Source organism: Christiangramia crocea (genome assembly GCF_022410465.1).
Taxonomy (GTDB): domain Bacteria; phylum Bacteroidota; class Bacteroidia; order Flavobacteriales; family Flavobacteriaceae; genus Christiangramia; species Christiangramia crocea.
The window spans coordinates 17,245-39,932 of sequence record NZ_JAJSON010000008.1 but is presented as its reverse complement, the minus strand read 5'-3'; the positions used below and the strand labels follow the sequence as shown (position 1 = coordinate 39,932).

Here is a 22,688-nt window from a genome sequence, read left to right as displayed (position 1 = left end):
CGGACAGCTTTTTTTATATCTGTATTCTAAATACGGTCTTCATTTTATTTTGGTATTTTTCAGTTTTAAAGGAACCATTTTACGCAAAACCATACTTATCAGGCTTTTTGAGGTGAAATGACATTTATATGACACCCAAATGTCGTCCTTATTTCAAGGTTTTGAACCTAGTTTTGTTCCAAACAAATTAAAGATGGAAACTCAAAATTCAATTTCAGGCAATCTGGTTTACCAAAGAAAATTAAAAGGTCTTACTCAAAAAGATCTTTCCGAAAAGACAAACGTAACTGTAAGGACCATTCAGCGTATTGAAAAAGGGGAATCAGAACCTCATCTCCAAACGGTAAAACTACTTGCTGCAGCACTGGAGATCGAAGTTGAAGATCTGCTACCTCTACAAGATCCGAAAGAGGAAAATATTCAAAAAAAATGGCTTCTGATGATTCATGCCACTCCCTTTCTGGGTTTTATATTACCGCTATTTAATATCTTCATCCCTCTTTTTGTTTGGATCCACAAACGAGACGACAATCCGGTCTATGATAATCATGGCCGAAAAGTGATTAATTTCCAGATCACCATTACCCTGCTATTCCTGATTTCTTTCATCGCTTTGGTTTCGGTAGAAGGGGTCGGCTTTTTCCTATTCATTGCTATTCTTCCTTTGGCAGCTATAGTTATGATTTTAAATGTTATTTCTGCTGTAAATAAAGGCACCTGTTTTTATCCTTTATCTATTCCCTTCATTTCAAAAAGAAAGAATATTTCCAATAAGAATAACAAAACCGCGGCAGCTGTGATCTTTTTGGTTTTTTCCACGGCATTTTCCAGCTATTCGCAAAATATCCAAAGGCTGGATAATTCCACTATTACCAGGGATTCACTAAAGAGGCACATCGAATACCTGATGCAGGAAGCCAGGGTGACCGGCATTGGTTTAAGTGTATTTAATAATGATGAAATTGCCTATACCAAAAGTTTTGGTTTCAGAAATAATAATGAAGGCCTCGTTCTTAATGAAACCACCAACATGTATGGGGCATCGCTAAGTAAAGCGGTTTTTAGTGTGATTGTAATGAAGCTGGTAGAGGATAATGTTATTGATCTGGATATTCCACTAGAATCTTATTTACCAAAGAAAATTTATGAGTATGAGCCCCAGGCCAAATGGCATGATGATTATTCAGATCTTAGAAATGATACCCTTTATCATAAGATAACTGGAAGGATGTGCCTGGCCCATACCAGTGGATTCCCTAACTGGAGATTTTTTGAACCGGATAAAAAACTCAGGGTAAAACAGGAACCGGGTAGCAGGTACATGTATTCCGGAGAAGGCATGGTGTATCTCCAGGTAGTCCTCGAGAAGCTAACAGGAAAAAGCTTTGAAGACCTTGCACAGGAAATAGTTTTCCAGCCACTCAAAATGGAAAATTCCAGCTTTAAATGGCAACCTGAATTCGAAAATGATTATGCAAACGGGCATAATAAATTAGAACAGGCTTATAAGAAAGATAAGGATAATGAACCGCGAGCACCAAGTACTCTGGAAACTACCATAGAAGATTACAATAAATTTCTATTGGCTGCTCTTAATCAAAAAATTATTACAGAGAATTCCTGGAAGGAGATATTCAGGCCACAGATCAGGATACGCTCTTTAAGGCAATTTGGGCCGCTTTCAGAAAAAGATGGTAACCTGAACGATGATATTAATCTTTCTTATGGCCTGGGTTGGGGTTTATATAGAACTCCTTATGGATGGGCAGCATCGAAGGGTGGCCACGGAAGCGGCTTTGAGCATTTTTCAGTATTGTTTCCGGAAGTAGGAAAAGGTATTTTAATAATGACCAATAGCGAAAACGGAGAAAGTATTTTTAAAGAATTACTGGAAGTAGCCCTGAAAGATGTTTACACTCCCTGGGAATGGAATAATTATATTCCGTATGATGCCGAAATCAAACCTTAATCGTTTTCCCAGGCTTTAATAATTCCCATCCTAAAAAGCTAAATACGATGATATATTCCAGTGCCAGCAGCCAAAGGCTTTCCTGAAATTCAGCATTGGAATAGGTAAAATAACTGAGAATGACCACCGCTGTCCAAACTATCATATATCTGAATTCAGTGAATACTGAAAGCACAAGAGGAATAGCCAGATACCATGGATGCACGGTAGTGGAAAGGAACAGGTAGGCAGTGATCGCAAAAAGCATACTGGTAATAAGCTGCCTGGTAGTGGCATTTTTTCTGAAAAAGCTTAGTGCCAGAATTATTAAAAAAGTAATAACCGCCAGTACCAAACCGGCAGTTTCAATAATATTATAACCTTTCACCTGGAATCCTATCCATCGAACTATATAATAAATACTGGCATTAAACTCGAATTTTCCAAACCATAGTCCGATACTCTGAGTGAAATTCTGAATGACTTCGGGGGAATAGAAAGGGGAAAAGAAAGCTATAAAAATGATGAGAACGATCAGGTAAAAAAGAATCAGTTTCCTGATGTTCAAGACTTCCGGACATCGATCGGGGCGACTTCTTTTTATGCTATTGCTGGTCCCGCTTGAATCATTTATACGGCTAAGCGAAGTAGAAGTCTTAAAATACCTGAACAGTAATGGCAGGAACATCAGGGGCAGTAATTTTACTGAAACCGAAAGCCCGAAAATAATGGCGCTCCATATCCATTTCTTTTTATGCAGGAGATAAAGCGACCAGACCAGGAAGAAAACCATAACCCCTTCAAAATGCAGGTTCCCGGTAAGTTCAATAATGATAAAAGGATTTAGTATGTACCAGAAGATCCGGTATTCGGGTAATCCCAGAGACCTTAGTAGTTTACTCCCATAAAACAGGGTGCCAAAATCGGCCAGGATGATCACTATTCTTAAAAGAATTACGGAGAATAAAATACTGGTTGGACCTAGCCATCCGGCAAAGGAAAAGATCAATTGATTTACCGGTGCATAATTAGTAAAATTTCCCGCGCTGAGACTTCCCATCCCCTGCAGCAGTTCCCTGGCTTGTGCTATCGTAAAACCCTGCGCTCCTATAAGTTCCATCGGGATAAATTCGTAAGGGTTCCAGCCATTTGCAAGTAATCTTCCGTCCCATATAAACCGAAAATAGTCCTGGGATAGATTAGGAAGCGAAACGATAAAGAGCAGCCTGAAAATAAGTGCAATAGAAACCAGTATCCAGAAGTTATGCTTCTGGACCTGGATAAGTTTAAAGCTCATAAAAAACAAAGCTCCATAGAGTCCTGCCAGTTTTATAAAATCACTCCGGTCAAGGTCATAAGCAAAGGAAAGGTAGAAAGCCATACAGCCCAGACTTAAGATAATCGGGGTCTGATAGAGTTTTAGTTTTCGGAAATCCATGGGAATCTGGTCAGCTTCCTGCTAAATTAATCAAACTTCAGCTTTCAGGCTTTTAAAAACCACAAAACCAAAGCCACTGAAAAGCATTAGATGGAATAAAAGCAAGCCGTATTCATTCAGTTTAAAGGCACTGAATATCGCAAAGCCAAAATAGAGAAAGAGCAATATTTCAATAATAAGATTAGCCGAAAATTTATTGTTAAGGTACCTGTTCCCTTTCCAGCTATCCTTCAAAGAATTTATATTGAACTTGGGGGTCCTGATAAATTCAGATTTCTTTCCGAAATGACCTTCCAGCACAGCCAGGGAATTATGTACCGAGAAGCCCATCGCGATTGAAAAAAAGGTAAAGAACATTCCAATGAACCTGAAAAAATTCTTTATTCCTTTTCCGTGAATTTTTACATAGGCCACATAATAACAGGCAAAGAAGATTACTGTACTCACGGCAAATGCCGCCAGCACATTGAAATACAAGCTAAAATCGGGATTTGTATTTTTTATGTATAGTACGGGAACACTCATTACAGCCAGCAGCAGTACAATCAGGAACATACTGGAATTAAGCAAATGGAAGAAACCGTGGAACTTGGTACTGAATGAAACCGAAGGATCTTTAAGGAGTTTTCCGTAGTTCTTTCTGAAGTTTTCGGCAGCGCCCTTATTCCATCTGAATTGCTGACTCCTCGCCGCGCTGATGACTACCGGTAGTTCAGCCGGGGTTTCCACATCCTCAAGATACTTGAATTCCCAATTTTTCATTTGTGCACGGTAACTAAGGTCAAGATCTTCCGTTAAGGTATCCCCGCTCCAGTTTCCTGCATCTATAATGCACTCCTTACGCCAGATACCAGCGGTACCATTAAAATTGATGAAATTGCGACCAAAGTTCCTGCCTGTCTGCTCCAGGATAAAGTGAAAGTCTAGTGCAAAGGCCTGTATCCTAGTCAGCAGGGAATAATCCCGATTTAAATGCCCCCAGCGGGTCTGCACCACGCCAATCTTTTCATTCTTAAAATAGGGAAGGGTCTTTAAAAGCCAGTCTTCGCCAGGCATAAAATCGGAATCAAAAACCGCGATAAACTCTCCTTTTGCAATTTTCAGTCCCTCCTTCAGGGCTCCGGCTTTAAAACCTTCTCTATCAATTCTTCTAATATGCTGTATATCGAATCCCTTTGAACTGATCTCTGACACCAGGTCTCTGGTCTTTTCCACGGAATGATCGTTAGAATCATCCAGCACCTGTATCTCCAGTTTGTTTTTAGGGTAATTGATCTGAGCGATATTTCTTAAAAGTCGCTCCACTACATAGTATTCATTATACAGAGGGAGCTGAATGGTTACTTGCGGCAATTCATCTTTGCCCGAAAAATCAAATTTCTCTGAATCATCTGTAGCTCTTATGGCCTTTAGATAATTGAAAAGCAGATGAAGCTGGGAAAGGCTATAAATAAAGATAACGAGTAAGGCAAGAGTATAAATTGTAATTACCGCTAAATCTATCATTTAAAACTATATTTAAAAATCCAGCCGAGGATCTTTATTCCTGCAAAGATAGCACCTTTCACAGTTCCTGAAACTTTTGAGAAGCCAATACGATTTTTATAGTGCACCGGCACCTCGGCATAGCTTAGGTTTTGTCGTAAAGCCTTGAGTTGCATTTCAACCGTCCAGCCATAAGTTTTATCCTGCATTTCCAGCTGAATCAGTTTTTCATATTTAATCGCCCTGAAGGGACCAAGATCGGTAAAGGTGGAACCAAAAAATAATTTCATCAGGGTTGTGGCCAGCCAGTTACCAAATATCTGCGGAACGGTCATTGAACCTTTTTCCCTCCATCTCTTCACCCGGGCTCCCACTACAAAGTCTTTATCTTCTTCAATAATCGGTTGCAGCACCCTGCCCATTTCCTCAGGATGATCAGAATAATCCCCATCCAGGAACACAATAATATCCGGTTTCGGCTTTTGAGAAGCGATATAATCCATCCCCTTTAAGCATGCATAGCCATACCCCTTTCTTTTCTCGGTAAGAACAGTAGCTCCCGCCTGCGCCGCATTCTTTTCGGTATCATCGCTGGAATTATTGTTCACCACGATCACCTCTTCCACGAAATCAGGGATATCACCAATAACATGGGCAATTGAATCAGCTTCGTTAAAGGCCGGGATTATAACTTTTATATGCTGGGGCATGCAGTTGGTTTCTATTTTATGCGAAGTTTAAGGGCGCAAATTTAGAACAAGCTTGGCATTTATTTACTACTCTCGTCGATTAAATCCATCAGATCTACATTATCGCTCATCACAGCTTCCTCAGATCTGATCCTGTCCTTTCTTGAACCATTCTCAAGTTTCAGCACACCTCTGGGACATACCGCTGAACAGATTCCGCAGCCTACACAACTGGATCTTACAATATTCTGACCTTTCTGAGCATATGCGCGTACATCGATACCCATCTCACAGTAAACGGAACAATTCCCACAGGAGATACACTGTCCTCCATTAGTGGTTATCCTGAATTTGGAGAAAAGCCGTTGCTGCATTCCCAGGATCGCTGCAAAAGGACAACCAAAACGGCACCACACACGACTTCCGAAGATTGGATAAAAGCCAACCCCGATAACCCCTGAAAAAGCAGCACCAATCAGGAATCCGTACCATTGTCTTAACAGGTAGGCATCAAAGAAGAAGATCTTGTAATTCCCGCTGAAATAATTGATCCCTATGATGGCCAGTATGATCACGAAATAGGAGACCGCTCCTATTTTAGCGTCTTTTGCAAGCTCTTCTCTTTTAAAGATCATGATAAGTGCAAAAACCAGGGTAAGCAATAGAGCGCTGGCCCAAAGGAAAACATCTTTGGTTAGCCAGTATCCCTGGGACTCATCACCCAGGAAACTATAGACAACTGCGATAGTCATTACCGTTACAAAGACCAGAACGCTATGTATCACCCAGCGCTCCACTTTCCAGGCAAAAAGTGACTTATCTGACAGATGCCGGTACGGGTCACCGGCAGTTTCGGCAAGTCCTCCACATCCACACACCCAGGAACAATACCATCGTTTTCCATATTTATAGGTAAGGATGGGAGTAATCACAAAGATGGAAACAATTCCAAAGATCAGCATGAACATTCCCAGGTTCCCGGCGGAAAGAAATTCCTCAAGTTTATATCCGGCAAAAAGGTCATAATTAAGCGGCCAGATATTCTTGAAGTCATAATAAGGCTTATTTAACCTGATCAGAATCTCAGGGATCAAAAAGGCAAAACCAAGCTGAAAGAACATGACCGAAAAAGTTCTTATCACCTCATACCTGTTGTGGCGGTATTTAAGAATGAACTTATATCCAAAGACCAGGATCGCCAGGGTATACAGCGTTCCATAAACAAACCACTGACTCGCAGGGCCGCCATTGATCAGTTTGCTCAGGGGATCGAATAAGGCAACTATCCCGGTGTTCTCCCCATCAGGATTCAAACCTAAATACTCGGGATACCAGTATAAAACAATGTAAAAAAGAGTCAGGGAAATCCCCGCGATCCAGGCCCAGAAACCCCGGCCCGTCATAGACCGGAACCAGATTCCATCATTTTTTACCCCTTTGTGTTTTCCCAGGTAAGCATCATTGGCGAAAATGATGGTTCCCGCGGCAATAAGACCTAAAGAAAGAGAAAGAAACAGGGTTTTATTAGGAAAATTGACATTAGCAATGGCAAGTATTAGTATAAATAAACCTGCGACGCCAATTCCGGTAGCCAGTTTCTGCTTTCCCGAAAGTGTGGCGGGCGCATCCCCCGTCATTGCCATATTATGTTCTAGTCTGCTCATATAATTTTTTTTTAGACCTCACAGGTTTTAAAAACCTGTGAGGTCTCCTTTATTCTAAGAATAGCTCCTCTTTGTTTTGTTCAATTTCAAAATTTCGTTCTGCATGTACAAACTTAAAATTCTCGAGGTCACCAAAAAGACCTAGAACTTCCTCTCTTTTCAATAAACTTGGTTTTACCGTCAGGAAACTTTTAAAAGAAGAGAAATCATAATTGGTAAAATCTTCAATTAATTGATGAAGCTCCGGGTTCAAATGAATATAAATAATCAACTTACGCAAATACTTCTCCTCTTGCACCACTTTTCTTTTAAACCTATCCTGAAACAAGCTCCCACTTCTATTATAAGATTTATTAATGGCTTTTGTATAAGAGTTAAAACAATTAGAGAAAGCCTGGGAAATAGCCTTATCAGCAATCTCCCCTTTTGTTTTTATGAGTAAATGGAAGTGATTACTTATTAAGCAATAGGCGTAGACATCGCAAACAGGGACCAGATATTTTTTAATGAGTTTTAAAAAATAATGATAATTCTCCCTTTCAAAGAAAATCTGCTGTTTGTTATTACCACGGTTAAAAACGTGGTAATATCTGTCTGCTATCAATGGTTCGTATTGCATCTTTCTTAGTTAAACCTCACAGGTTTTAAGACCAGTGAGGTCTTTACATTTTTATGCTTCCTGTAGATTATTCTTAAAACTTCTGAAAATTTCCTTTTCATGGTGGTCGTAGAATTCGGGATCGAAATTGGCCTGTTTCAGATTGGCCAGAACGAACTCTATGCTCTTCTTTTCGGTAAGCCATTTATCGAGAACTTCATGCCGCATCCTGATTCCAAAAGTATTGATCCCTATAAATTCCCCCGAATCCTTATTATATGCAATGGTAATGGCCTTAAGTTCCTTGCGGTGCTGCCAGTAAAAATGTGATTCGTTGGCCGTGGATTTTGGTAAAACCCAGCCATAGGTCTGATATTCTATATCAAAGAATTTAGCTGAATTGAACCAGTTCCCGGGAGTATATTTCGTGGGGTTTCCCGTTAAAGTTTGCGCGAGTGTTTCCCCCATGATCCTGCCGGTATACCATACCTGTTCAACAGCTTTTCTTCCACCAGAAATCTGGCGATGCTGCACACAATCACCAATGGCATATACATCAGGGATATTCGTTTCCAGATATTCATTGACAAGTATGCCTTTATCTGTCTCCAGCGGAGTATCCCTTAAAAACTCAATATTGGGACGTACACCTGTACATAAACCTACTAACTGGCATTCAATTTCTTCACCTTCACTGGTAGTTACTGCCCTCACTCTACCGTTTCCGTCAGAAAGGATCTTATCAAGTTCAACATTATGTCTTAGGTCTATGCCGTGGGCTTTAATATGATCGGATATCATCTCACCTTCAGGAAGAGGCAAAACATTATGCCAGAAAGCCTGCTCACGCACAAGGAAAGTCACTTCGATCTTTCTGGTACGCAGCATTTCAGCAAGTTCAACGCCTATCAGTCCGCCACCGACAATGACCGCCTTTTTTGTGAATTTTGTATTCTTCTCAAGCAGTTCCAGATCCTGTTTACTCACCAGTCCCTGTACGCCTTCAAGGTCTTCACCTTCCCAGCCAAATTTGTTATAGACCGAGCCGGTCGCCAGCACCAGTTTATCATAAGTCATAGAATCCCCTTCAGAAAAATTAAGCTCCTTTTTATCAAAATCGATATTTTCAACCCAGGCATTCTTCAACTCAATCCTGTTCTTTTCCCAGAACCAGTCTTCATAAGGTTTCAGATGTTCCCACTTCATATGGCCCATATAGACATACATAAGGGCGGTACGGGAAAAGAAAAAGTCAGATTCAGCAGAGATCACAGTGATCCTGTTATCAGATCTTTTCCGGATATGCCTGGCGGCAGTGATCCCGGAAATGCCATTTCCAATAATTACGATATGCTCCATTAATTTTTCATAATTTGGCAAGGCTGATTTTGCCAGAACTGTATTCGAGTAAAGTAAGCAGAAAATAGCCAGAATCCCAAGTACTGTGCTTAAATAATAGCTGAGACATGACCCTGCCGAAAAAGCATTTTAAACTTTTCATTTATATAGTCGGAACATTTTTATGTTCCTGCCAGGCTGATATTCCCCTCAATGCTAAAAAGTTGAATGGCCTGAGCCTGGTTGCTTCCAGGGATAGTCTTACTAAAGATCATATTGAAAAAATCCTTGATATAAACTCAAATGCAGTCGCTCTCATGCCCTTTGCCTTTATGCGGCACACCAATGAAGCCGAACTTTATTTTAATCTTGATAGACAATGGTTTGGAGAAAGGGCAGAAGGGATTGAGCAGGCTATTAAACTGGTTCAGGCAAGGAATCTTAAGATCATGGTAAAACCTCAGATCTGGATAAGGAACGGGCAGTTTACGGGAGATCTTGATTTTTCTTCTGAAGCGGACTGGAAAAAGTTTGAATCTTCATATCGCCAATATATTCTTTTGTATGCTTCCATTGCCGCAGAACATAATGTTGAACTGTTTTGTATTGGAACGGAACTATTCAATTTCGTGAATGAACGACCGGAATTCTGGAAGGATCTGATCGCCGAATTAAGAATGACATACGATGGCAAATTAGTCTATGCTGAGAACTGGGATAAAGTGGATAAAACTGATATCTGGGAAGACCTCGACTATATTGGTGCAGACGCCTATTTCCCCTTAAGTGAAAAAATATCCCCAAACCAGGAAGAAATTCAGGAAGGCTGGAAACAGCACAAAGAAATGCTTAAAGAACTTTCTTCCACTCATCGTATTCCGGTTATGTTTACCGAATATGGTTACCGAAATGTTGATTTCGCGTTAAAAGAACCCTGGAATTCGGAAAGAGAGATCAGTAGTATAAACCATAACCTGCAGGCAAGGGCACTTTCTGTAATCTACGAAGAGTTCTGGACCGAGAACTGGTTTGCAGGAGGTTTTTTATGGAAATGGCATCAGCATGAAGAAGCGGGAGGAATTGAGAACAATCGCTTTACACCACAAAATAAACCTGCCGAAAAGGTGGTTAGGGAATATTACAGGAAATTCAGGAATTAAGCCTCCTGTAGTAGTGAGTGTAGAGTTCCTCGGCTGTTGCACCGAACCTTCTTTTCCAGTAGATCTCCACAAAAAGAAGCTGTGTTTTCCATACGCCCAATTTTTCGTAAAGGCGTGCTGATGTTGTAAGCCAGCTCTTTATGATCACAAATTGGTTCTGCTCATACAAACGTTTTACGATCTCGTTATCTTCATAGACCTTATAGGATTCATCAAAGCCTCCGATCTTTTCAAAAAGTTCCTTTTCCACAAAAAGAGACTGATCACCACCCCGGCAGGAGATATGATTTACTCTTGTAAGCCAACCCATTAAATTAAGCCACCAGTGGTCCTTATCGAACTTCATCTGAAAACAACCGGCTTTATTAGCTTTTTCTACCTGCTCCAGGATAAGTTTATCGAATTCCTCCGGCGGAAGACTATCTGCATGAAGGAAATAGAGAATATCAGAATTCGCGGCCTGTGCACCTTTATTCATTTGAATAGCACGTCCCTTTTCTGAATTTATATAAACTGTTTTTTCGAAATTTTTTACAACCTCTGCCGTACCATCATTACTACCACCATCAACGATTATAATTTCTGAAATATTACCAGCTGAAACCTTTTCCAGATGGTTTAAAAGAACCGGAAGCTGCTCTTCTTCATTATAGACTGGAATAACAAGACTGATCATCAGTCAACTACTTGGCTTCGTTAAGATTCCAGTCATATTCTTTAAAGGATATGGAGGCACCTGAATTAATCCTGGTGTCGGAATATTGGTTCACATAGTCTATAAGCGTCATGCCATCTTCAGTAAAGTCTCCTTTATACCAGTCAAAGATCGATGATAGCTTAACGGAATTGGCAGTGATCTCATTCTTATCGGAATTGATAAATTCCCTGGTAGCCTTTTCAAGCTGCTCTTCTATCTTTTCTGCCGTATAGGCTTCATCCATTAATTTTGGACAGGATATGGACGCACAATTAATCGCAAAATGTATCCTTGGCTCATTCATCTTTCTGAGGATACTGTTCTCTAATGCACCAAGCGAGATATTGGCATCACCAACCCTGACGAATTCATTTGTCCATGGGCCGTCAATATCCTTGATACTCTTTACCGGATAATTCCTCAGGATAAGATCTACCGTATAGGCATTATAAAGATTGATATAGTAGGCCAGTAACTCAGCATCAGACCAGCTATCATCAGGAACCTGATCTGATAACATTTTCAGGTATTCATCCAGCTTCTCTCTGTCCTTCTTAAAAGCCTTATAATTCACCAGGCCGTTTTCAGCCACATATTTCTGAAGAAGCGAATTCCAGGCACCGTGATCAAGCTGAACCTCTGATCCCATTTCTGCCCTTATTTCATCATTTACATCAGGATTTGGAAGCCCTTTACTATTAAAACCTGCGCTGGAAATAAGGTTACAGGAAGCAAAAGCGAAGACTCCGCAAATCAGGAGTGCAAAAATCAGAATAAGCTTTTTCATAATATCTTTTTAAAATATGGATTTCGACTCAGCTCAGCCTGGCAAAACATCTCTTAGCAACAACCCCCGCCATCGTAATGGAAGGTAGACTCACTAATAAATATATCATCTCTCCCCAGAGAAGCCAGTGCTCCGGCAGTTTTATCACAGATCGCCAAAGGCTGATTCTTAATGAGAATATGACCTGCCCCGTCATCAAAATGATCATCTTCACCGTAATAAATCGCTGCTTTTCCCGTAAAAACACAGGGACCATCCTCCGGCATCGGATCTTTGATCGCGGCCACTTCAATAGACTCTATATATACGAGATTTTTGGTAGGATAGTTTTTAGGATCCAGGATTCTATATGGTTTCCTGGCACGAATCTCAATGGTACCAAAGCCTGCATCCGTCAGCGCTTTTACATAATCCTTAATAGGAAGGCTTCCGCTAAGGCATAAGGCACGTAACCTTTCATCATTCCTTAGCTCTTCGTTCATCTCCTGCTCGCAGGTAGGATCGCTCATCACCAGCCGGCCATGAGGTTTCAGAACACGATACATTTCCTTTAAAGCTTTTGTAAGCTCTTCGGTCTTGAAAATATTAAAAAGGCAGTTCTGGGCAGCCACATCAATGGAATTGTCCTCCACCGGAAGATCTGTGGCATCTCCTTTTTTCAGATCTACGAATTCAGATTTGAACCAGGGATTCAATTCCTCGGCTTCCTTAAAATTCCTTCTCGAAGCCTCCAGCATTTCGTCCACCACATCTACTCCTACCACCCCGGATTCCTGCCTTGAAAAATAAGCGAACTGAAGCAATTCCATTCCTCCGCCCACACCTACATACAGCGTTTTGGGACTATTGGTAAGGTCCCTGGCATGTACAGTGGTTCCACAACCATAGTTCATTTCCTGCATGATCTTCGGGATCTTTAATCCAGGTAATTCCCAGATGGGATTGGTGGTGCAGCATAATCCAACATCAGGCGTTAAAGCCGCCTCCCTGTATACATCTTTTGTCGTTTCTAAATAGCTCATTTATTAATTTATCAATGGGATGATTTGAGAATTTGAAATTTATATTCGTGGCGAATTCTTCCTATCAGATTAAAGCCTTATCTCCCGGGATAGCTTCCAAAATGCCTCAAATCAATTTATTCTTAAATTTTATTTAGTATTCCTTTAAATAATTTTACCATATCGGGTTCCGCTTTCGCAGCCATGGCCAGGATATCCTTTATATTCACCTTTTCAAGATTATCAGGATCTCCCTGATCTGTTATCACTGAAATTGCCGAAACGGGAATCTCAAGGTGATTGGCTACAATCACCTCGGGAACGGTACTCATCCCTACCGCATCTGCGCCGATGATTTTAAGGTATCTGTACTCTGCCCTGGTCTCCAGTTGCGGACCCAGTACTGAGGCATATACTCCCTTATGTAAAGTGATATTATTCTCCTTTGCAGATTCTTCAAAAAGCCTGTTCATATCGGGATCGTAAGGCTCGCTCATATCTACGAAACGCTCTCCCAAACGATCTACCCCATGAAAAGCCAGAGGTGAACCTCCCTGCAGGTTAATATGATCATCTATCAGCATTAGTTCGCCCTTTTGGAAATCAAGGTTGATCGCCCCGGAAGCATTTGAAACCAGCATTCTTTTTATCCCCAGTCTTTTCATGACTCTTACGGGATAGGTTACATCAAAAAGACTGTAGCCTTCATAGAGATGGAACCTTCCCTGCATCACCACAACCTTCTTTCCTTCCAGGCTACCGTAAATAAGTTTCCCTTTGTGAAATTCTACGGTAGCCGTTGGAAAATAGGGAATATGGTTATAACTTGTCTCTACTTCAATATCGATTTCATCCAGTAACTGACCCAGGCCGGTTCCCAGGATAATACCTATTTCAGGCTTGCCAAAGCCTTTGGATTTTAAATAGTCTACAGATTCATCAATTCTGTCGCTCATATTCTATAATTTTTTGAAAGACCGGGTGAGCTTCAATGTCACCAGGCACATCTATATCGTTTTGGGTTCGTAATAATTTGATTTTAGAGCCTTCCATATCCTTCAATGTATCTCTCAGAACACCGGAAGTACTCCATTCTTTATTTTTAAAGATTTCCGAATTTAAAGAATTCATACCTAGAAGATAATATCCTCCGTCTTCCGCAGGACCCACTACATAATCATTATCATATAAATGCCTGAAAGCTTCCTTAATATCATCTGTCTTCAGCTCGATAAGATCTGTCCCAATGATTACAATTCTTTGAAAACCATCTGCAAATCCATCTTTAAAAGCATTCTCCATCCGTTCGCCAAGATCATTTCCTTTCTGTTGTTTTTTAATGAAATTCCCATCATTCCACATATCTTTCTCAGGTATCTCATCTGAATAATACACCTGTTTAGTCACCTCAAGAGAGACAGTTATATCAAAAGAATGTTTTAAAAGGAATTTATAAATTTCCAGTGCATTCTCTTCTCCAAGGTCTTTGGCAAGCCTCGTCTTCACCTTACCCCTAACGGGATTTTTGGTAAAAATTATAAGTAGATTCTCTTTATTCACTTAATAAACCTTTTCGGCATTTTTTAACCAATTTGACCAGTGCTTTGAGTATGCATGCACTTTCTCTGTTTGCTTTCCTTCAGAATTCATAACTTCATATCCCTTATTTTTCCAGGAAAAGATTCCGCCGTAAAGATTTCTTACATTTTTGAAGCCAGCATTCTGGAGCTTATCCCCGATCTTGGCTGATCTTACCCCAATAGAACAGTAGACCACTATCTTCCTGTTCTTAGGATAATTATTAAGCCGGGAAATATCGAATTCATTATAGCCTATAAAATGAGCACCTTTAATATGACTTACCTCAAATTCCTCCTGTTCACGTGCATCCAGGATGATCACATTGCTATCCAGCTGCTGCATTCTTAATTCCTCGACAGAAATGTACGGGACATTCCCGGAGTTATATTTTTCCAAAAGATCACCGATAGATTGCTGTGCGTACAACGAAGGCAAAGCAGACATAAGTATCAAAAGAAATAAATGGGGCTTCATCATATCCAAAATCCTATGCAACGCTTCCCTGACAACTACTACCGGCTCCTGCTGTGCAACCGTAGCAATGTTGAGAAATGATAATATTTCTATCGTTTAACAGGTCTTCATTATATTCACTGATGTGCTTCACCTTGCTATTCACTTTAAGGTCCAGCATCTGATTAAAATCGCAATCGTATAACCAGCCGTCCCAGCTTATCGAAATCGTATTTGTACACATTACGTTTTCAACAGCCGAAGGATTGTAGGCCTCCACCAAAGAATACATATAATCTTCATAATTTTCTGAAGCGATAAGATATTCCAGAAAACGACTTATTGGTAAATTTGTGATTGCAAAGAGATTGTCAAAATCTATATTGAAATCCTCCTTTAATGCCACTTTAAAATCATTTTCCATGGCCTGCTGATTGGTTGGAAGAAATGCTCCTGACGGGTTATAGACCAGGTCCAGTTTCAAGCCAGTCCCTTCCTGCGCATATCCCACTTTATTCAGCATCTGAAGCGCCTTGATAGACTTGTCAAAAACACCACTCCCACGCTGTTTATCTGTCTTTTCCCTTTTATAAAAAGGAAGGGAAGAAACCACATGCACATTATGTTGCCTGAAAAATTCGGGCAGATCATGATATTTCTTGTTAGCAAGAATAATGGTAAGATTTGAACGAACGATAAAATCTTTGATCCCGGCTTTGGAAGCTTCTTCCACAAACCACCTGAAATTAGGGTTCATTTCCGGAGCACCGCCGGTAAGATCAAGCGTATGTGCTCCTGTGTTTTTGATCACTTCCAGACACTGCTTCATTGTTGCCGGTGTCATGATCTCCTTCCTGTCAGGGCCCGCATCTACATGGCAATGTGAACAAACCTGGTTACACATATAACCAAGGTTGATCTGTAATATTTCAAGCTTTTTGGGCTTTAAAGGATATTTTCCAGATTCAGCGATCTTTTCTTTAAAAAGAGGCAGTTCCCCTTTCTTAAAGATCCCATTACTTAAAAATTCGAGTTGGTTTTCAGGGCTTGAAAGATCGTCCTTTCTGGCTTTTAAAGACTTAATTGTCATAAACAGGTTTTCTTGAGTATTAGTTAGTTCAGTTTTTCTGAATTAACTTACATGCTCAGCTTTTTGTATTTATTCATCATTTGCACGCCATGGACCAGGGTCGCACCACTTTCTATGGCTGCACCGGCATGAACGGCTTCCATCATCTCTTCTTTGGTAATCCCACGCTGCAACCCATCCTTGGTGTAGGCATCAATGCAATAAGGGCATTTCACCACATGCGAAACAGCAAGGGCGATAAGGGATTTCTCCCTGGCAGATAGCGCTCCTTCCTCGAACACTTTTCCATAATAATCAAAGAATTTAGTACCCAGTTCTTCACTCCATTCAGTTATCTCCCTGAATTTTCTCAAATCGGCAGGATCATAATAATTTTTAGACATAGCGAATCAATTATGCTTTAAGCATTTAAAATATTTACGAAAAATTAAGGCGATCAGTTTTATAAGGTTACAACGCCTGTTACGGCAAGAATAATAAGTAAAAATACAATAACAATAAGTATAACGATCCATAATTTTGATCTGGACTTATCGGTTCTTGTCTCTGTTGATTGATTTCTTCCTTCTTCCGATTCACGATGCTTGGTAGGCACCGGTGAAGATCTGTCATGTTTACTCATAATATTACTTTTCCTGAATTTAAAATAAAAAGGACCTACTAAGAAGACAGCAGTAACATTTAACAAATTATTTTCATTCGGGAATTTGACCTCATAAAACTGAAACCTGCCTGAATAATAGCTTTCGGAAGATTGTGAATAACGTTTTTCGCATTACAATTATCTCAAAGAATAATATATTTCTTTCCGATTCTTAATTTTTTCACACAAATTATAATTTTACGCCACCAATATTTTTAAATAATTTGTTAAAAACGCTTAACTTTAAATGGGCGTTATTAGCACCACTACTGCATATGAGAATAAATGTAAAAACTTTACCGGTAAATGAGATCCTGGAAGATATTGCTGGTTGTTTGGAGACGGAATTGAAAAACAGCAGTGGTGAACTGACTATTGAGATTCCTTCAGAACTAGGTGAAGGATATATCAGGGGATGCAGTTTTGATTCCGGAATAGGTTTTGTCAACTACAATTGTAAATTTAATGAAGACGTAGAGATCCATTTCTCTATCAATACCGTGCATCCGCTTAAATTCATTTTCTGTTCAGAAGGGAGCGTTAAACATAGTTTTCAAAAGAGCGATAAGGTCCATAAAATTGATCCGTATCAAAATATCGTAGTGAGCAGTAGTGGCTACGATGGTCATATATTATACTTCAAAAAGAATGTTCCCACTCACGTTTCAAGTCTGGAAATTATAAGGTCTATTTTTGCCCACCGTTCTAATTATGATTTCAAAGATCTGGACCCTACACTGAAAGAACTTTTCAAGGACGCGGTTTCTAAAAACCAATTTTTTTACCAGGGGAATTACAGTATTAAAGCGGCAGATCTTATGGACGCGATCAACACTAAGGATTATACCGGTTTTCTGAGGAGTCTCTTTTTGGAAGGAAAAGCCTTTGAGATGATGGTAATACAGATAGCTCAGTATGAAGACGATGAGAACGGTGAAAACCTGCCAAAGATCCTCAGAAAATCTGACATCCAAAAAGTAGATTATGTAGCCAAACGCATCCAGGGAGATCTTAGCACAAATCATACTGTTGAGTCTCTTGCTAAAGAAGCGGGTACCAATGTGAATAAACTCCAGGATGGTTTTAAGTATGTCTATAATCTTACGGTGAACAAATACATGCAGCATGTAAAGCTTGAGGCTGCCAAAGAAATGCTGATGCTTTCCGAAAAGAACATTTCTGAGATCGTGACATCTATTGGGCTGAACAATCGCAGTTACTTCTCGAAGATATTCAAAGAAAAATATGGGGTGAGTCCAAAATACTTTTTAAAGTCAAAGAAAAATCACTCAGAAGAGGAAATACAAGGAGATACGAATTAGATTTTTGACAATTCAAATTTCTTGGGTATCACTTCAGGATCGAAATCCCAGATTATAGGTAAGGCAAAATATACCACCAGGCTCAGGATAATTATCGAAACTATATTCATCCATATTCCCGTTCTTATCATATCGGGGATGTGCAGATAACCGGATCCAAAAACCACCGCATTGGGAGGTGTGGCCACCGGAAGCATGAATGCACAGGAAGCTGCAAGCGTGGCGCCGACCATCAAAAAATAAGGGTGCAAATCAAGAGCCACAGCCATGGGAGCCAGTATAGGTAACAGCATGGCCGTTGTTGCCAGATTGGAAGTGACTTCTGTTAGAAAATTCACGGCAGCTATGAGTACTACAACGAGAAGGAATAGAGGTAAATTTTCAAGGTTTACGAGCTGCTCTCCTATCCACACTGCCAAACCGGAATCGCTAAAACCTTTAGCCAGTGCCATGCCTCCACCAAAAAGCAGAATAATACCCCATGGAATTTTAACTGCTTCTTCCCAGCTAATAAGTTTTTGTTTTGGTTTACCCGAAGGAATTATAAAAAGGACAACCGCCGCTGACATGGCTATTATGGTATCGTCTATAAAAGGCAGAAATGGTTGCAACAAAAAACTTCGGCTGATCCAACAGAAAGCTGTCAGGCTAAAAACCAGTAATACTCTTTTCTCCTGCTTATTCAGATTCCCGAGCTGCTGCAAGAGACGTCGTATTTCCTCTTTCCCACCCGGGAACCGACTTTGACCAAAATTAAAGGCTTTTACAGTGAGATACTTCCAGCACAGGAAAAGAAGTACAATAGAAATAGGTAAGCCAAGCATTAACCATTTAAGAAAACTGATCTCAATACCATAGAGTTCTTCTACTATTCCTGCAAAAACAAGGTTGGGAGGCGTTCCAATTAAGGTGGCAACCCCGCCAATAGAGGCGCTATAAGCTATGGCAAGCATTAGTGCCTTTCCGAAAATTTTGTTTTCATCCTCAGCGGTACTGGGATTATCCTTTAACTGGGAAATTATCGCTGTCCCGATAGGAAGCATCATAACAGTTGTAGCTGTATTGGAGATCCACATAGACAAAAAGGCTGTAGCTACCATAAAACCCAGGATAATAAGTTTGATATTGGTTCCAATCAGATTGATAATTGAAAGTGCGATCCTTTTATGAAGGTCCCATTTTTCTATTGCCACAGCTAGTATAAAACCTCCCAGATAGAGAAAAACGTATTTATGACCGAATGCAGCGGTAGTTGTTTCAATATCAACCGCACCGGTTAAAGGAAAAAGGATTATTGGTAAAATCGCAGTTACCGAAATAGGTATGACCTCAAAGACCCACCACAGGGCCATCCAGATAGTAACACATAATACTTCAAACGCTTCTTCGGGCATTGATGCCGGTCTTCCCAGTATTTGTAATAAAATAAACATCAAAGGGCCCAGAAGCAGAATGAGTCTTTTAATATTTTGATTCATGAGGTCAGTCAGTTTTCTCAACCAAGATAAATAAAATAATAAGGCTTCATCTGATGCGTCGCATCTTTACTTCCAGGCATAAATAATTAGTAAAAAGAATAATTTTTCCGAACTTTAAAATTCTACCTAAATAAATCTTATGACACAGCTTGAAATAAAAACCGCCATTCAAATCTCGAAACCAGTAGATGAAGTATTTGACGCCATTATAGATCCGGCTAAAATGTCTAATTATTTTATTGCAGAAGGCAGTGGTAAAATGATTGAGGGAGAAACCATTACCTGGAAATTCCCTGAATTTGATGACAAATTTAATATAGAAGTAACCAAAGTGATACAGCCGCAGCTAATTGCTTTTGAATGGGAAGGAGCCCCGGGTAAAAAGCTGAATGTAGACATCAAACTTGAATCCAGAGCTGATAACAACACCCTGGTAAGAATTACGGAAGGGAAAATGGATACCAATGATAAAGGGATTGAATGGTTTGGAAGAAATTCTGAAGGATGGGCAAATTTCCTGGCCTGCCTTAAGGCTTATCTTGAATATGATATCAATCTAAGGAAAGGAGCTTTCGACTTCATGAAGAACTCGTAACATCAAACCATAAAAACCTTAAATTCAGATATTTATATTTTCGTTATATTTAGGAATCACCGGCACAATCCCTAAATAAGCGAAAGCATGGATAAAATATCTCTTACCGTAAATTCTAAAAAGTATCAACTGGAAACGGATCCGGAAACCCCTTTGCTTTACGTACTTAGAAATCAGCTGGAATTGAACGGGCCTAAATACGGCTGTGGTTATGAACAATGTGGCGCATGTATGGTCCTGCTGGACGATAAAGCCTATCCCAGCTGCAGGATTCCCGTAAGTGTAGTTCAGAATAGAGATATCATAACCCTGAAGGGACTGGGAAACAGGGACAAATTACATCCTGTACAGGAAGCATTTCTTGAAGAACAGGCAGCCCAATGCGGATACTGCCTTAACGGAATGCTTATCTCCACGATTTCATTATTGAAGGAAAATCCCGATCCCGATAGGGCCGCCATTGATGAAGGACTGAAAAGAGTACTCTGCCGGTGTGGAACTCACAGCAGGTTTATAAAGGCAGTTGAAAAAGCTGCAGCTAAAAGCCGATTAAGATGAAGATCACCCGCAGAACTTTTATTAAAAACACCGGTTATGTTGCCATTGGTTTCAGCATGATCCCAGAGACTGTCCTTTCTTATGAAAGTTGTGGTTTTGAAGAAGTCATTATGCAGGACCCAAGGGTAAAGGACTGGTTCCAGGTTCTGGAAGATGGCAGGATACTCATCTTCACCGGTAAAATGGAACTGGGACAGGGAATACGGATCGCGATCGCACAGGTGGCTGCAGAAGAACTCAATATGGATATAGACCAAGTTGAAGTACACCTTGCCGAAACCAAGACAACACCCAATGAAGGATATACCGCGGGGAGCCGTTCTATCACCCAAAGTGCCATGAATGTAAGAAAGGCTGCAGCGACTGCTGCAGATATACTCCTTGAAACTGCTTCAGAAAAATATAATTTACAGAAACAATCCCTAATTCTTCAAAAAGGCAAGATCCTCAATAAAGAAAATGGCAAAGCTTATTCCTTTCCAGAAGTTCTTCAGGGAAAACAGATAGAGGCTGCCATCCCTTCAGAAATAAAATTAAAACGGAAATCTGAATACCAGCTTGTGGGAACCCCGGTTCCCAGGAAAGATATTCTTAAAATGGTTACCGGTGAACCTGTATATGTTCAGGACCTTAGATTTCCGGATATGATCCATGCCCGTGTAATAAGACCTCCGGCATATAACTCTGTATTGGAAGAATTTAAACCGGAAAAAGCAGAAAAACTTAGTACTATCATTAATATTATCAGGAAAAACAATTTTATCGGGATACTTGCCGGCGATGAATATCAGGCGCAGAAGGCCAAAGAAATCCTTGAAAGGGATTGTAAATGGTCTGTCCCTGCCAGCTTACCTCAAACTGATGCCTGGAAAGATTATATAAAGGAAATTTCGTCAAAATCTGAAAATGTCGAAAGTACCGGAAATTTGAACTTCAGGGATAATTCCGTCAAGGCTTTTTATTCGAAACCTTATATTATGCATGGGTCTATTGGGCCTTCATGTGCTGTTGGGTTCTTTGACGGGGACAAACTCCAGATCTGGACCCATAGTCAGGGAGTATATCCATTACAGGGGGCAGTTGCCGACCTTCTGAATATCAACGAAGGCAAAATGCAAGTAACCGGAGTACCGGGCTCCGGCTGCTATGGCCACAACGCTGCTGATGATGTATCTGCTGAAGTCGCTATACTTGCCCTGGAAAATCCCGGAAAGCATATTCGGCTGCAATGGTCAAGGAGTGATGAACACGGCTGGGAACCCTACGGCTCTGCAATGCTTATGGAGCTGGAAGGGAACCTTGATAAGAATGGGAAGATTAACAACTGGAAATACGAGTTATGGTCTGACACCCATAGTACACGTCCTGGGGGAAGAAAGGAAAATCTACTGCCCACTTCTTACTATGAAGGAACCAGAACCGGACCTTCTCAAGGCTATCTTGGAGGGGCTTACAGGAATGCACAGCCTTACTATACCATACAAAATAAAAAAATTGACGCACATTTTTTCGAGGGCCCTTTAAGAGTTTCGGCTTTAAGGAGTCTTGGAGCCTATGCCAATATTTTTGCCATTGAAAGCTTTATGGATGAGCTGGCGGAAAAGGCAGGAAAGGATCCTCTTGAATTCCGTCTTGATCATCTTACAGACCAACGGGCGATAGATATATTGAATAAATTGAAGGAGATGACTTCTAACCTGCATTTGGCAGGAAATGAAGGATTAGGATTTGCCTTTTCCAGGTATAAGAACACCGATTCATATTTTGGAGCTGCGGTAAAAGTAAGCCGGGAAAAAGACCAGAGGATAAGGATCAAAAATATGTGGGGCGTAATAGATTCAGGGGAGGTCATCAATCCTGATGGCCTAAAAAATCAAACCGAAGGAGGTATGATCCAGTCTGCAAGCTGGACCATGATGGAAGAAGTGAAATTTGACAAAACCCATGTGACCAGCCTGGATTGGCAAGACTACCCAATCTTCCGAATTGCAAATATCCCTCATATGGAAGTACAGATTATTGATCGGCCTTACGAACCGCCTTTAGGCGCAGGCGAGGCTGCCCAGGGTGCTACTTCAGCAGCTATCGTTAATGCAATTTATGCCGCGACGGGCCAGCGAGTGAGGGACCTGCCCGTGAAAAAGACTTTCAGTGTATAAAAAT

Annotated in this window: 22 protein-coding genes; 6 read left to right on the top strand and 16 right to left on the bottom strand. The window is 40.5% G+C overall.

The window, feature by feature from the left end; genetic code table 11:
* Positions 1–193: 193 nt before the first annotated feature.
* Positions 194–1,969: a serine hydrolase gene (locus LU635_RS02485; RefSeq protein ID WP_240095851.1), complete on the top strand. Its 1,776-nt coding sequence runs from the start codon at positions 194–196 to the stop codon at positions 1,967–1,969.
* Here LU635_RS02485 and LU635_RS02480 read toward each other — a convergent pair.
* The 6 genes from LU635_RS02480 to LU635_RS02455 all read right to left on the bottom strand — a co-directional run bounded on the left by LU635_RS02480 (position 1,959) and on the right by LU635_RS02455 (position 9,181).
* Positions 1,959–3,329 (bottom strand): MptA/MptB family glycosyltransferase, encoded by a 1,371-nt coding sequence (locus LU635_RS02480; RefSeq protein ID WP_240095849.1) that lies wholly within the window; start codon positions 3,327–3,329, stop codon positions 1,959–1,961. The two genes, LU635_RS02485 and LU635_RS02480, sit on opposite strands and share 11 nt — an antisense overlap.
* A gap of 87 nt (positions 3,330–3,416) precedes the next feature.
* Positions 3,417–4,892, bottom strand: coding sequence for a cellulose synthase family protein (locus tag LU635_RS02475; protein ID WP_240095847.1), 1,476 nt, complete (start codon positions 4,890–4,892; stop codon positions 3,417–3,419).
* Entirely contained in the window at positions 4,889–5,581 is a 693-nt protein-coding gene (locus LU635_RS02470) for a glycosyltransferase family 2 protein (RefSeq protein ID WP_240095845.1), read from the bottom strand. Before LU635_RS02470 ends, LU635_RS02475 begins: the two co-directional genes overlap by 4 nt.
* A gap of 59 nt (positions 5,582–5,640) precedes the next feature.
* Entirely contained in the window at positions 5,641–7,224 is a 1,584-nt protein-coding gene (locus LU635_RS02465) for a 4Fe-4S binding protein (protein WP_240095843.1), read from the bottom strand.
* A gap of 49 nt (positions 7,225–7,273) precedes the next feature.
* The gene (locus LU635_RS02460; RefSeq protein WP_240095841.1) at positions 7,274–7,843 is read right to left on the bottom strand and encodes a transposase; all 570 of its coding nucleotides are present in this window, start codon (positions 7,841–7,843) and stop codon (positions 7,274–7,276) included.
* Positions 7,844–7,894: 51 nt separating this feature from the next.
* Entirely contained in the window at positions 7,895–9,181 is a 1,287-nt protein-coding gene (locus LU635_RS02455; protein WP_240095839.1) for an NAD(P)/FAD-dependent oxidoreductase, read from the bottom strand.
* 107 nt (positions 9,182–9,288) lie between these two features.
* Between LU635_RS02455 and LU635_RS02450 the strand changes: the two genes are divergently transcribed.
* The gene (locus LU635_RS02450; protein WP_240095838.1) at positions 9,289–10,320 is read left to right on the top strand and encodes a glycoside hydrolase family 113; all 1,032 of its coding nucleotides are present in this window, start codon (positions 9,289–9,291) and stop codon (positions 10,318–10,320) included.
* On the opposite strand, the gene LU635_RS02445 is transcribed toward LU635_RS02450, so the two are convergent.
* From LU635_RS02445 to LU635_RS02405, 9 genes are all read right to left on the bottom strand, one after another.
* The gene (locus LU635_RS02445; protein WP_240095836.1) at positions 10,310–10,996 is read right to left on the bottom strand and encodes a TIGR04283 family arsenosugar biosynthesis glycosyltransferase; all 687 of its coding nucleotides are present in this window, start codon (positions 10,994–10,996) and stop codon (positions 10,310–10,312) included. The genes LU635_RS02450 and LU635_RS02445 overlap by 11 nt on opposite strands.
* A gap of 7 nt (positions 10,997–11,003) precedes the next feature.
* On the bottom strand, positions 11,004–11,804 hold the full coding sequence (locus LU635_RS02440) for a DUF547 domain-containing protein (RefSeq protein ID WP_240095834.1): 801 nt from the start codon (positions 11,802–11,804) through the stop codon (positions 11,004–11,006).
* 53 nt (positions 11,805–11,857) lie between these two features.
* Positions 11,858–12,826: an arsenosugar biosynthesis arsenite methyltransferase ArsM gene (arsM, locus tag LU635_RS02435; RefSeq protein ID WP_240095832.1), complete on the bottom strand. Its 969-nt coding sequence runs from the start codon at positions 12,824–12,826 to the stop codon at positions 11,858–11,860.
* A 122-nt stretch (positions 12,827–12,948) separates the two neighbouring features.
* Complete coding sequence (locus tag LU635_RS02430; protein WP_240095830.1) at positions 12,949–13,761, bottom strand: purine-nucleoside phosphorylase; 813 nt, start codon at positions 13,759–13,761, stop codon at positions 12,949–12,951.
* Positions 13,745–14,365, bottom strand: a complete 621-nt coding sequence (locus LU635_RS02425) for a TIGR04282 family arsenosugar biosynthesis glycosyltransferase (RefSeq protein ID WP_240095828.1) — start codon at positions 14,363–14,365, stop codon at positions 13,745–13,747. The genes LU635_RS02430 and LU635_RS02425 overlap by 17 nt, the downstream gene beginning before the upstream one ends.
* Positions 14,366–14,863, bottom strand: coding sequence for a rhodanese-like domain-containing protein (locus tag LU635_RS02420; RefSeq protein ID WP_341482106.1), 498 nt, complete (start codon positions 14,861–14,863; stop codon positions 14,366–14,368). It abuts the gene before it with no gap.
* Between the two features lie 10 nt (positions 14,864–14,873).
* Positions 14,874–15,929 carry an arsenosugar biosynthesis radical SAM (seleno)protein ArsS gene (gene arsS / locus LU635_RS02415; RefSeq protein WP_240095826.1) on the bottom strand — a complete coding sequence of 352 codons (1,056 nt, stop codon included), beginning with the start codon at positions 15,927–15,929 and terminating at the stop codon, positions 14,874–14,876.
* Between the two features lie 47 nt (positions 15,930–15,976).
* The gene (locus LU635_RS02410) at positions 15,977–16,312 is read right to left on the bottom strand and encodes an arsenosugar biosynthesis-associated peroxidase-like protein (RefSeq protein ID WP_240095824.1); all 336 of its coding nucleotides are present in this window, start codon (positions 16,310–16,312) and stop codon (positions 15,977–15,979) included.
* A gap of 59 nt (positions 16,313–16,371) precedes the next feature.
* Positions 16,372–16,551: a hypothetical protein gene (locus LU635_RS02405; RefSeq protein ID WP_240095822.1), complete on the bottom strand. Its 180-nt coding sequence runs from the start codon at positions 16,549–16,551 to the stop codon at positions 16,372–16,374.
* Positions 16,552–16,847: 296 nt separating this feature from the next.
* On the opposite strand from LU635_RS02405, the gene LU635_RS02400 reads away from it, so the two are divergent.
* Complete coding sequence (locus LU635_RS02400) at positions 16,848–17,894, top strand: helix-turn-helix domain-containing protein (RefSeq protein ID WP_240095820.1); 1,047 nt, start codon at positions 16,848–16,850, stop codon at positions 17,892–17,894.
* On the opposite strand, the gene LU635_RS02395 is transcribed toward LU635_RS02400, so the two are convergent.
* On the bottom strand, positions 17,891–19,372 hold the full coding sequence (locus LU635_RS02395; RefSeq protein ID WP_240095818.1) for an SLC13 family permease: 1,482 nt from the start codon (positions 19,370–19,372) through the stop codon (positions 17,891–17,893). The genes LU635_RS02400 and LU635_RS02395 overlap by 4 nt on opposite strands.
* A 139-nt stretch (positions 19,373–19,511) precedes the next feature.
* Here LU635_RS02395 and LU635_RS02390 point away from each other — a divergent pair, with 139 nt between their 5' ends.
* From LU635_RS02390 to LU635_RS02380, 3 genes are all read left to right on the top strand, one after another.
* Positions 19,512–19,967 carry an SRPBCC domain-containing protein gene (locus tag LU635_RS02390; RefSeq protein ID WP_240095816.1) on the top strand — a complete coding sequence of 152 codons (456 nt, stop codon included), beginning with the start codon at positions 19,512–19,514 and terminating at the stop codon, positions 19,965–19,967.
* Between the two features lie 87 nt (positions 19,968–20,054).
* Complete coding sequence (locus LU635_RS02385) at positions 20,055–20,525, top strand: (2Fe-2S)-binding protein (RefSeq protein WP_240095814.1); 471 nt, start codon at positions 20,055–20,057, stop codon at positions 20,523–20,525.
* Positions 20,522–22,684: a xanthine dehydrogenase family protein molybdopterin-binding subunit gene (locus tag LU635_RS02380; RefSeq protein WP_240095812.1), complete on the top strand. Its 2,163-nt coding sequence runs from the start codon at positions 20,522–20,524 to the stop codon at positions 22,682–22,684. The genes LU635_RS02385 and LU635_RS02380 overlap by 4 nt, the downstream gene beginning before the upstream one ends.
* The last annotated feature ends 4 nt before the right edge of the window (positions 22,685–22,688 follow it).

Excerpts from the sequence above, each read along its gene's own strand:
- LU635_RS02485 (WP_240095851.1), top strand. The coding sequence starts at position 194 with ATGGAAACTCAAAATTCAATTTCAGGCAATCTGGTTTACCAAAGAAAA.
- LU635_RS02480 (WP_240095849.1), bottom strand. The coding sequence starts at position 3,329 with ATGGCTTTCTACCTTTCCTTTGCTTATGACCTTGACCGGAGTGATTTT.
- LU635_RS02475 (WP_240095847.1), bottom strand. The coding sequence starts at position 4,892 with ATGATAGATTTAGCGGTAATTACAATTTATACTCTTGCCTTACTCGTT.
- LU635_RS02470 (WP_240095845.1), bottom strand. The coding sequence starts at position 5,581 with ATGCCCCAGCATATAAAAGTTATAATCCCGGCCTTTAACGAAGCTGAT.
- LU635_RS02465 (WP_240095843.1), bottom strand. The coding sequence starts at position 7,224 with ATGAGCAGACTAGAACATAATATGGCAATGACGGGGGATGCGCCCGCC.
- LU635_RS02460 (WP_240095841.1), bottom strand. The coding sequence starts at position 7,843 with ATGCAATACGAACCATTGATAGCAGACAGATATTACCACGTTTTTAAC.
- LU635_RS02455 (WP_240095839.1), bottom strand. The coding sequence starts at position 9,181 with ATGGAGCATATCGTAATTATTGGAAATGGCATTTCCGGGATCACTGCC.
- LU635_RS02450 (WP_240095838.1), top strand. The coding sequence starts at position 9,289 with ATGACCCTGCCGAAAAAGCATTTTAAACTTTTCATTTATATAGTCGGA.
- LU635_RS02445 (WP_240095836.1), bottom strand. The coding sequence starts at position 10,996 with ATGATCAGTCTTGTTATTCCAGTCTATAATGAAGAAGAGCAGCTTCCG.
- LU635_RS02440 (WP_240095834.1), bottom strand. The coding sequence starts at position 11,804 with ATGAAAAAGCTTATTCTGATTTTTGCACTCCTGATTTGCGGAGTCTTC.
- arsM (WP_240095832.1), bottom strand. The coding sequence starts at position 12,826 with ATGAGCTATTTAGAAACGACAAAAGATGTATACAGGGAGGCGGCTTTA.
- LU635_RS02430 (WP_240095830.1), bottom strand. The coding sequence starts at position 13,761 with ATGAGCGACAGAATTGATGAATCTGTAGACTATTTAAAATCCAAAGGC.
- LU635_RS02420 (WP_341482106.1), bottom strand. The coding sequence starts at position 14,863 with ATGATGAAGCCCCATTTATTTCTTTTGATACTTATGTCTGCTTTGCCT.
- arsS (WP_240095826.1), bottom strand. The coding sequence starts at position 15,929 with ATGACAATTAAGTCTTTAAAAGCCAGAAAGGACGATCTTTCAAGCCCT.
- LU635_RS02410 (WP_240095824.1), bottom strand. The coding sequence starts at position 16,312 with ATGTCTAAAAATTATTATGATCCTGCCGATTTGAGAAAATTCAGGGAG.
- LU635_RS02405 (WP_240095822.1), bottom strand. The coding sequence starts at position 16,551 with ATGAGTAAACATGACAGATCTTCACCGGTGCCTACCAAGCATCGTGAA.
- LU635_RS02400 (WP_240095820.1), top strand. The coding sequence starts at position 16,848 with ATGAGAATAAATGTAAAAACTTTACCGGTAAATGAGATCCTGGAAGAT.
- LU635_RS02395 (WP_240095818.1), bottom strand. The coding sequence starts at position 19,372 with ATGAATCAAAATATTAAAAGACTCATTCTGCTTCTGGGCCCTTTGATG.
- LU635_RS02390 (WP_240095816.1), top strand. The coding sequence starts at position 19,512 with ATGACACAGCTTGAAATAAAAACCGCCATTCAAATCTCGAAACCAGTA.
- LU635_RS02385 (WP_240095814.1), top strand. The coding sequence starts at position 20,055 with ATGGATAAAATATCTCTTACCGTAAATTCTAAAAAGTATCAACTGGAA.
- LU635_RS02380 (WP_240095812.1), top strand. The coding sequence starts at position 20,522 with ATGAAGATCACCCGCAGAACTTTTATTAAAAACACCGGTTATGTTGCC.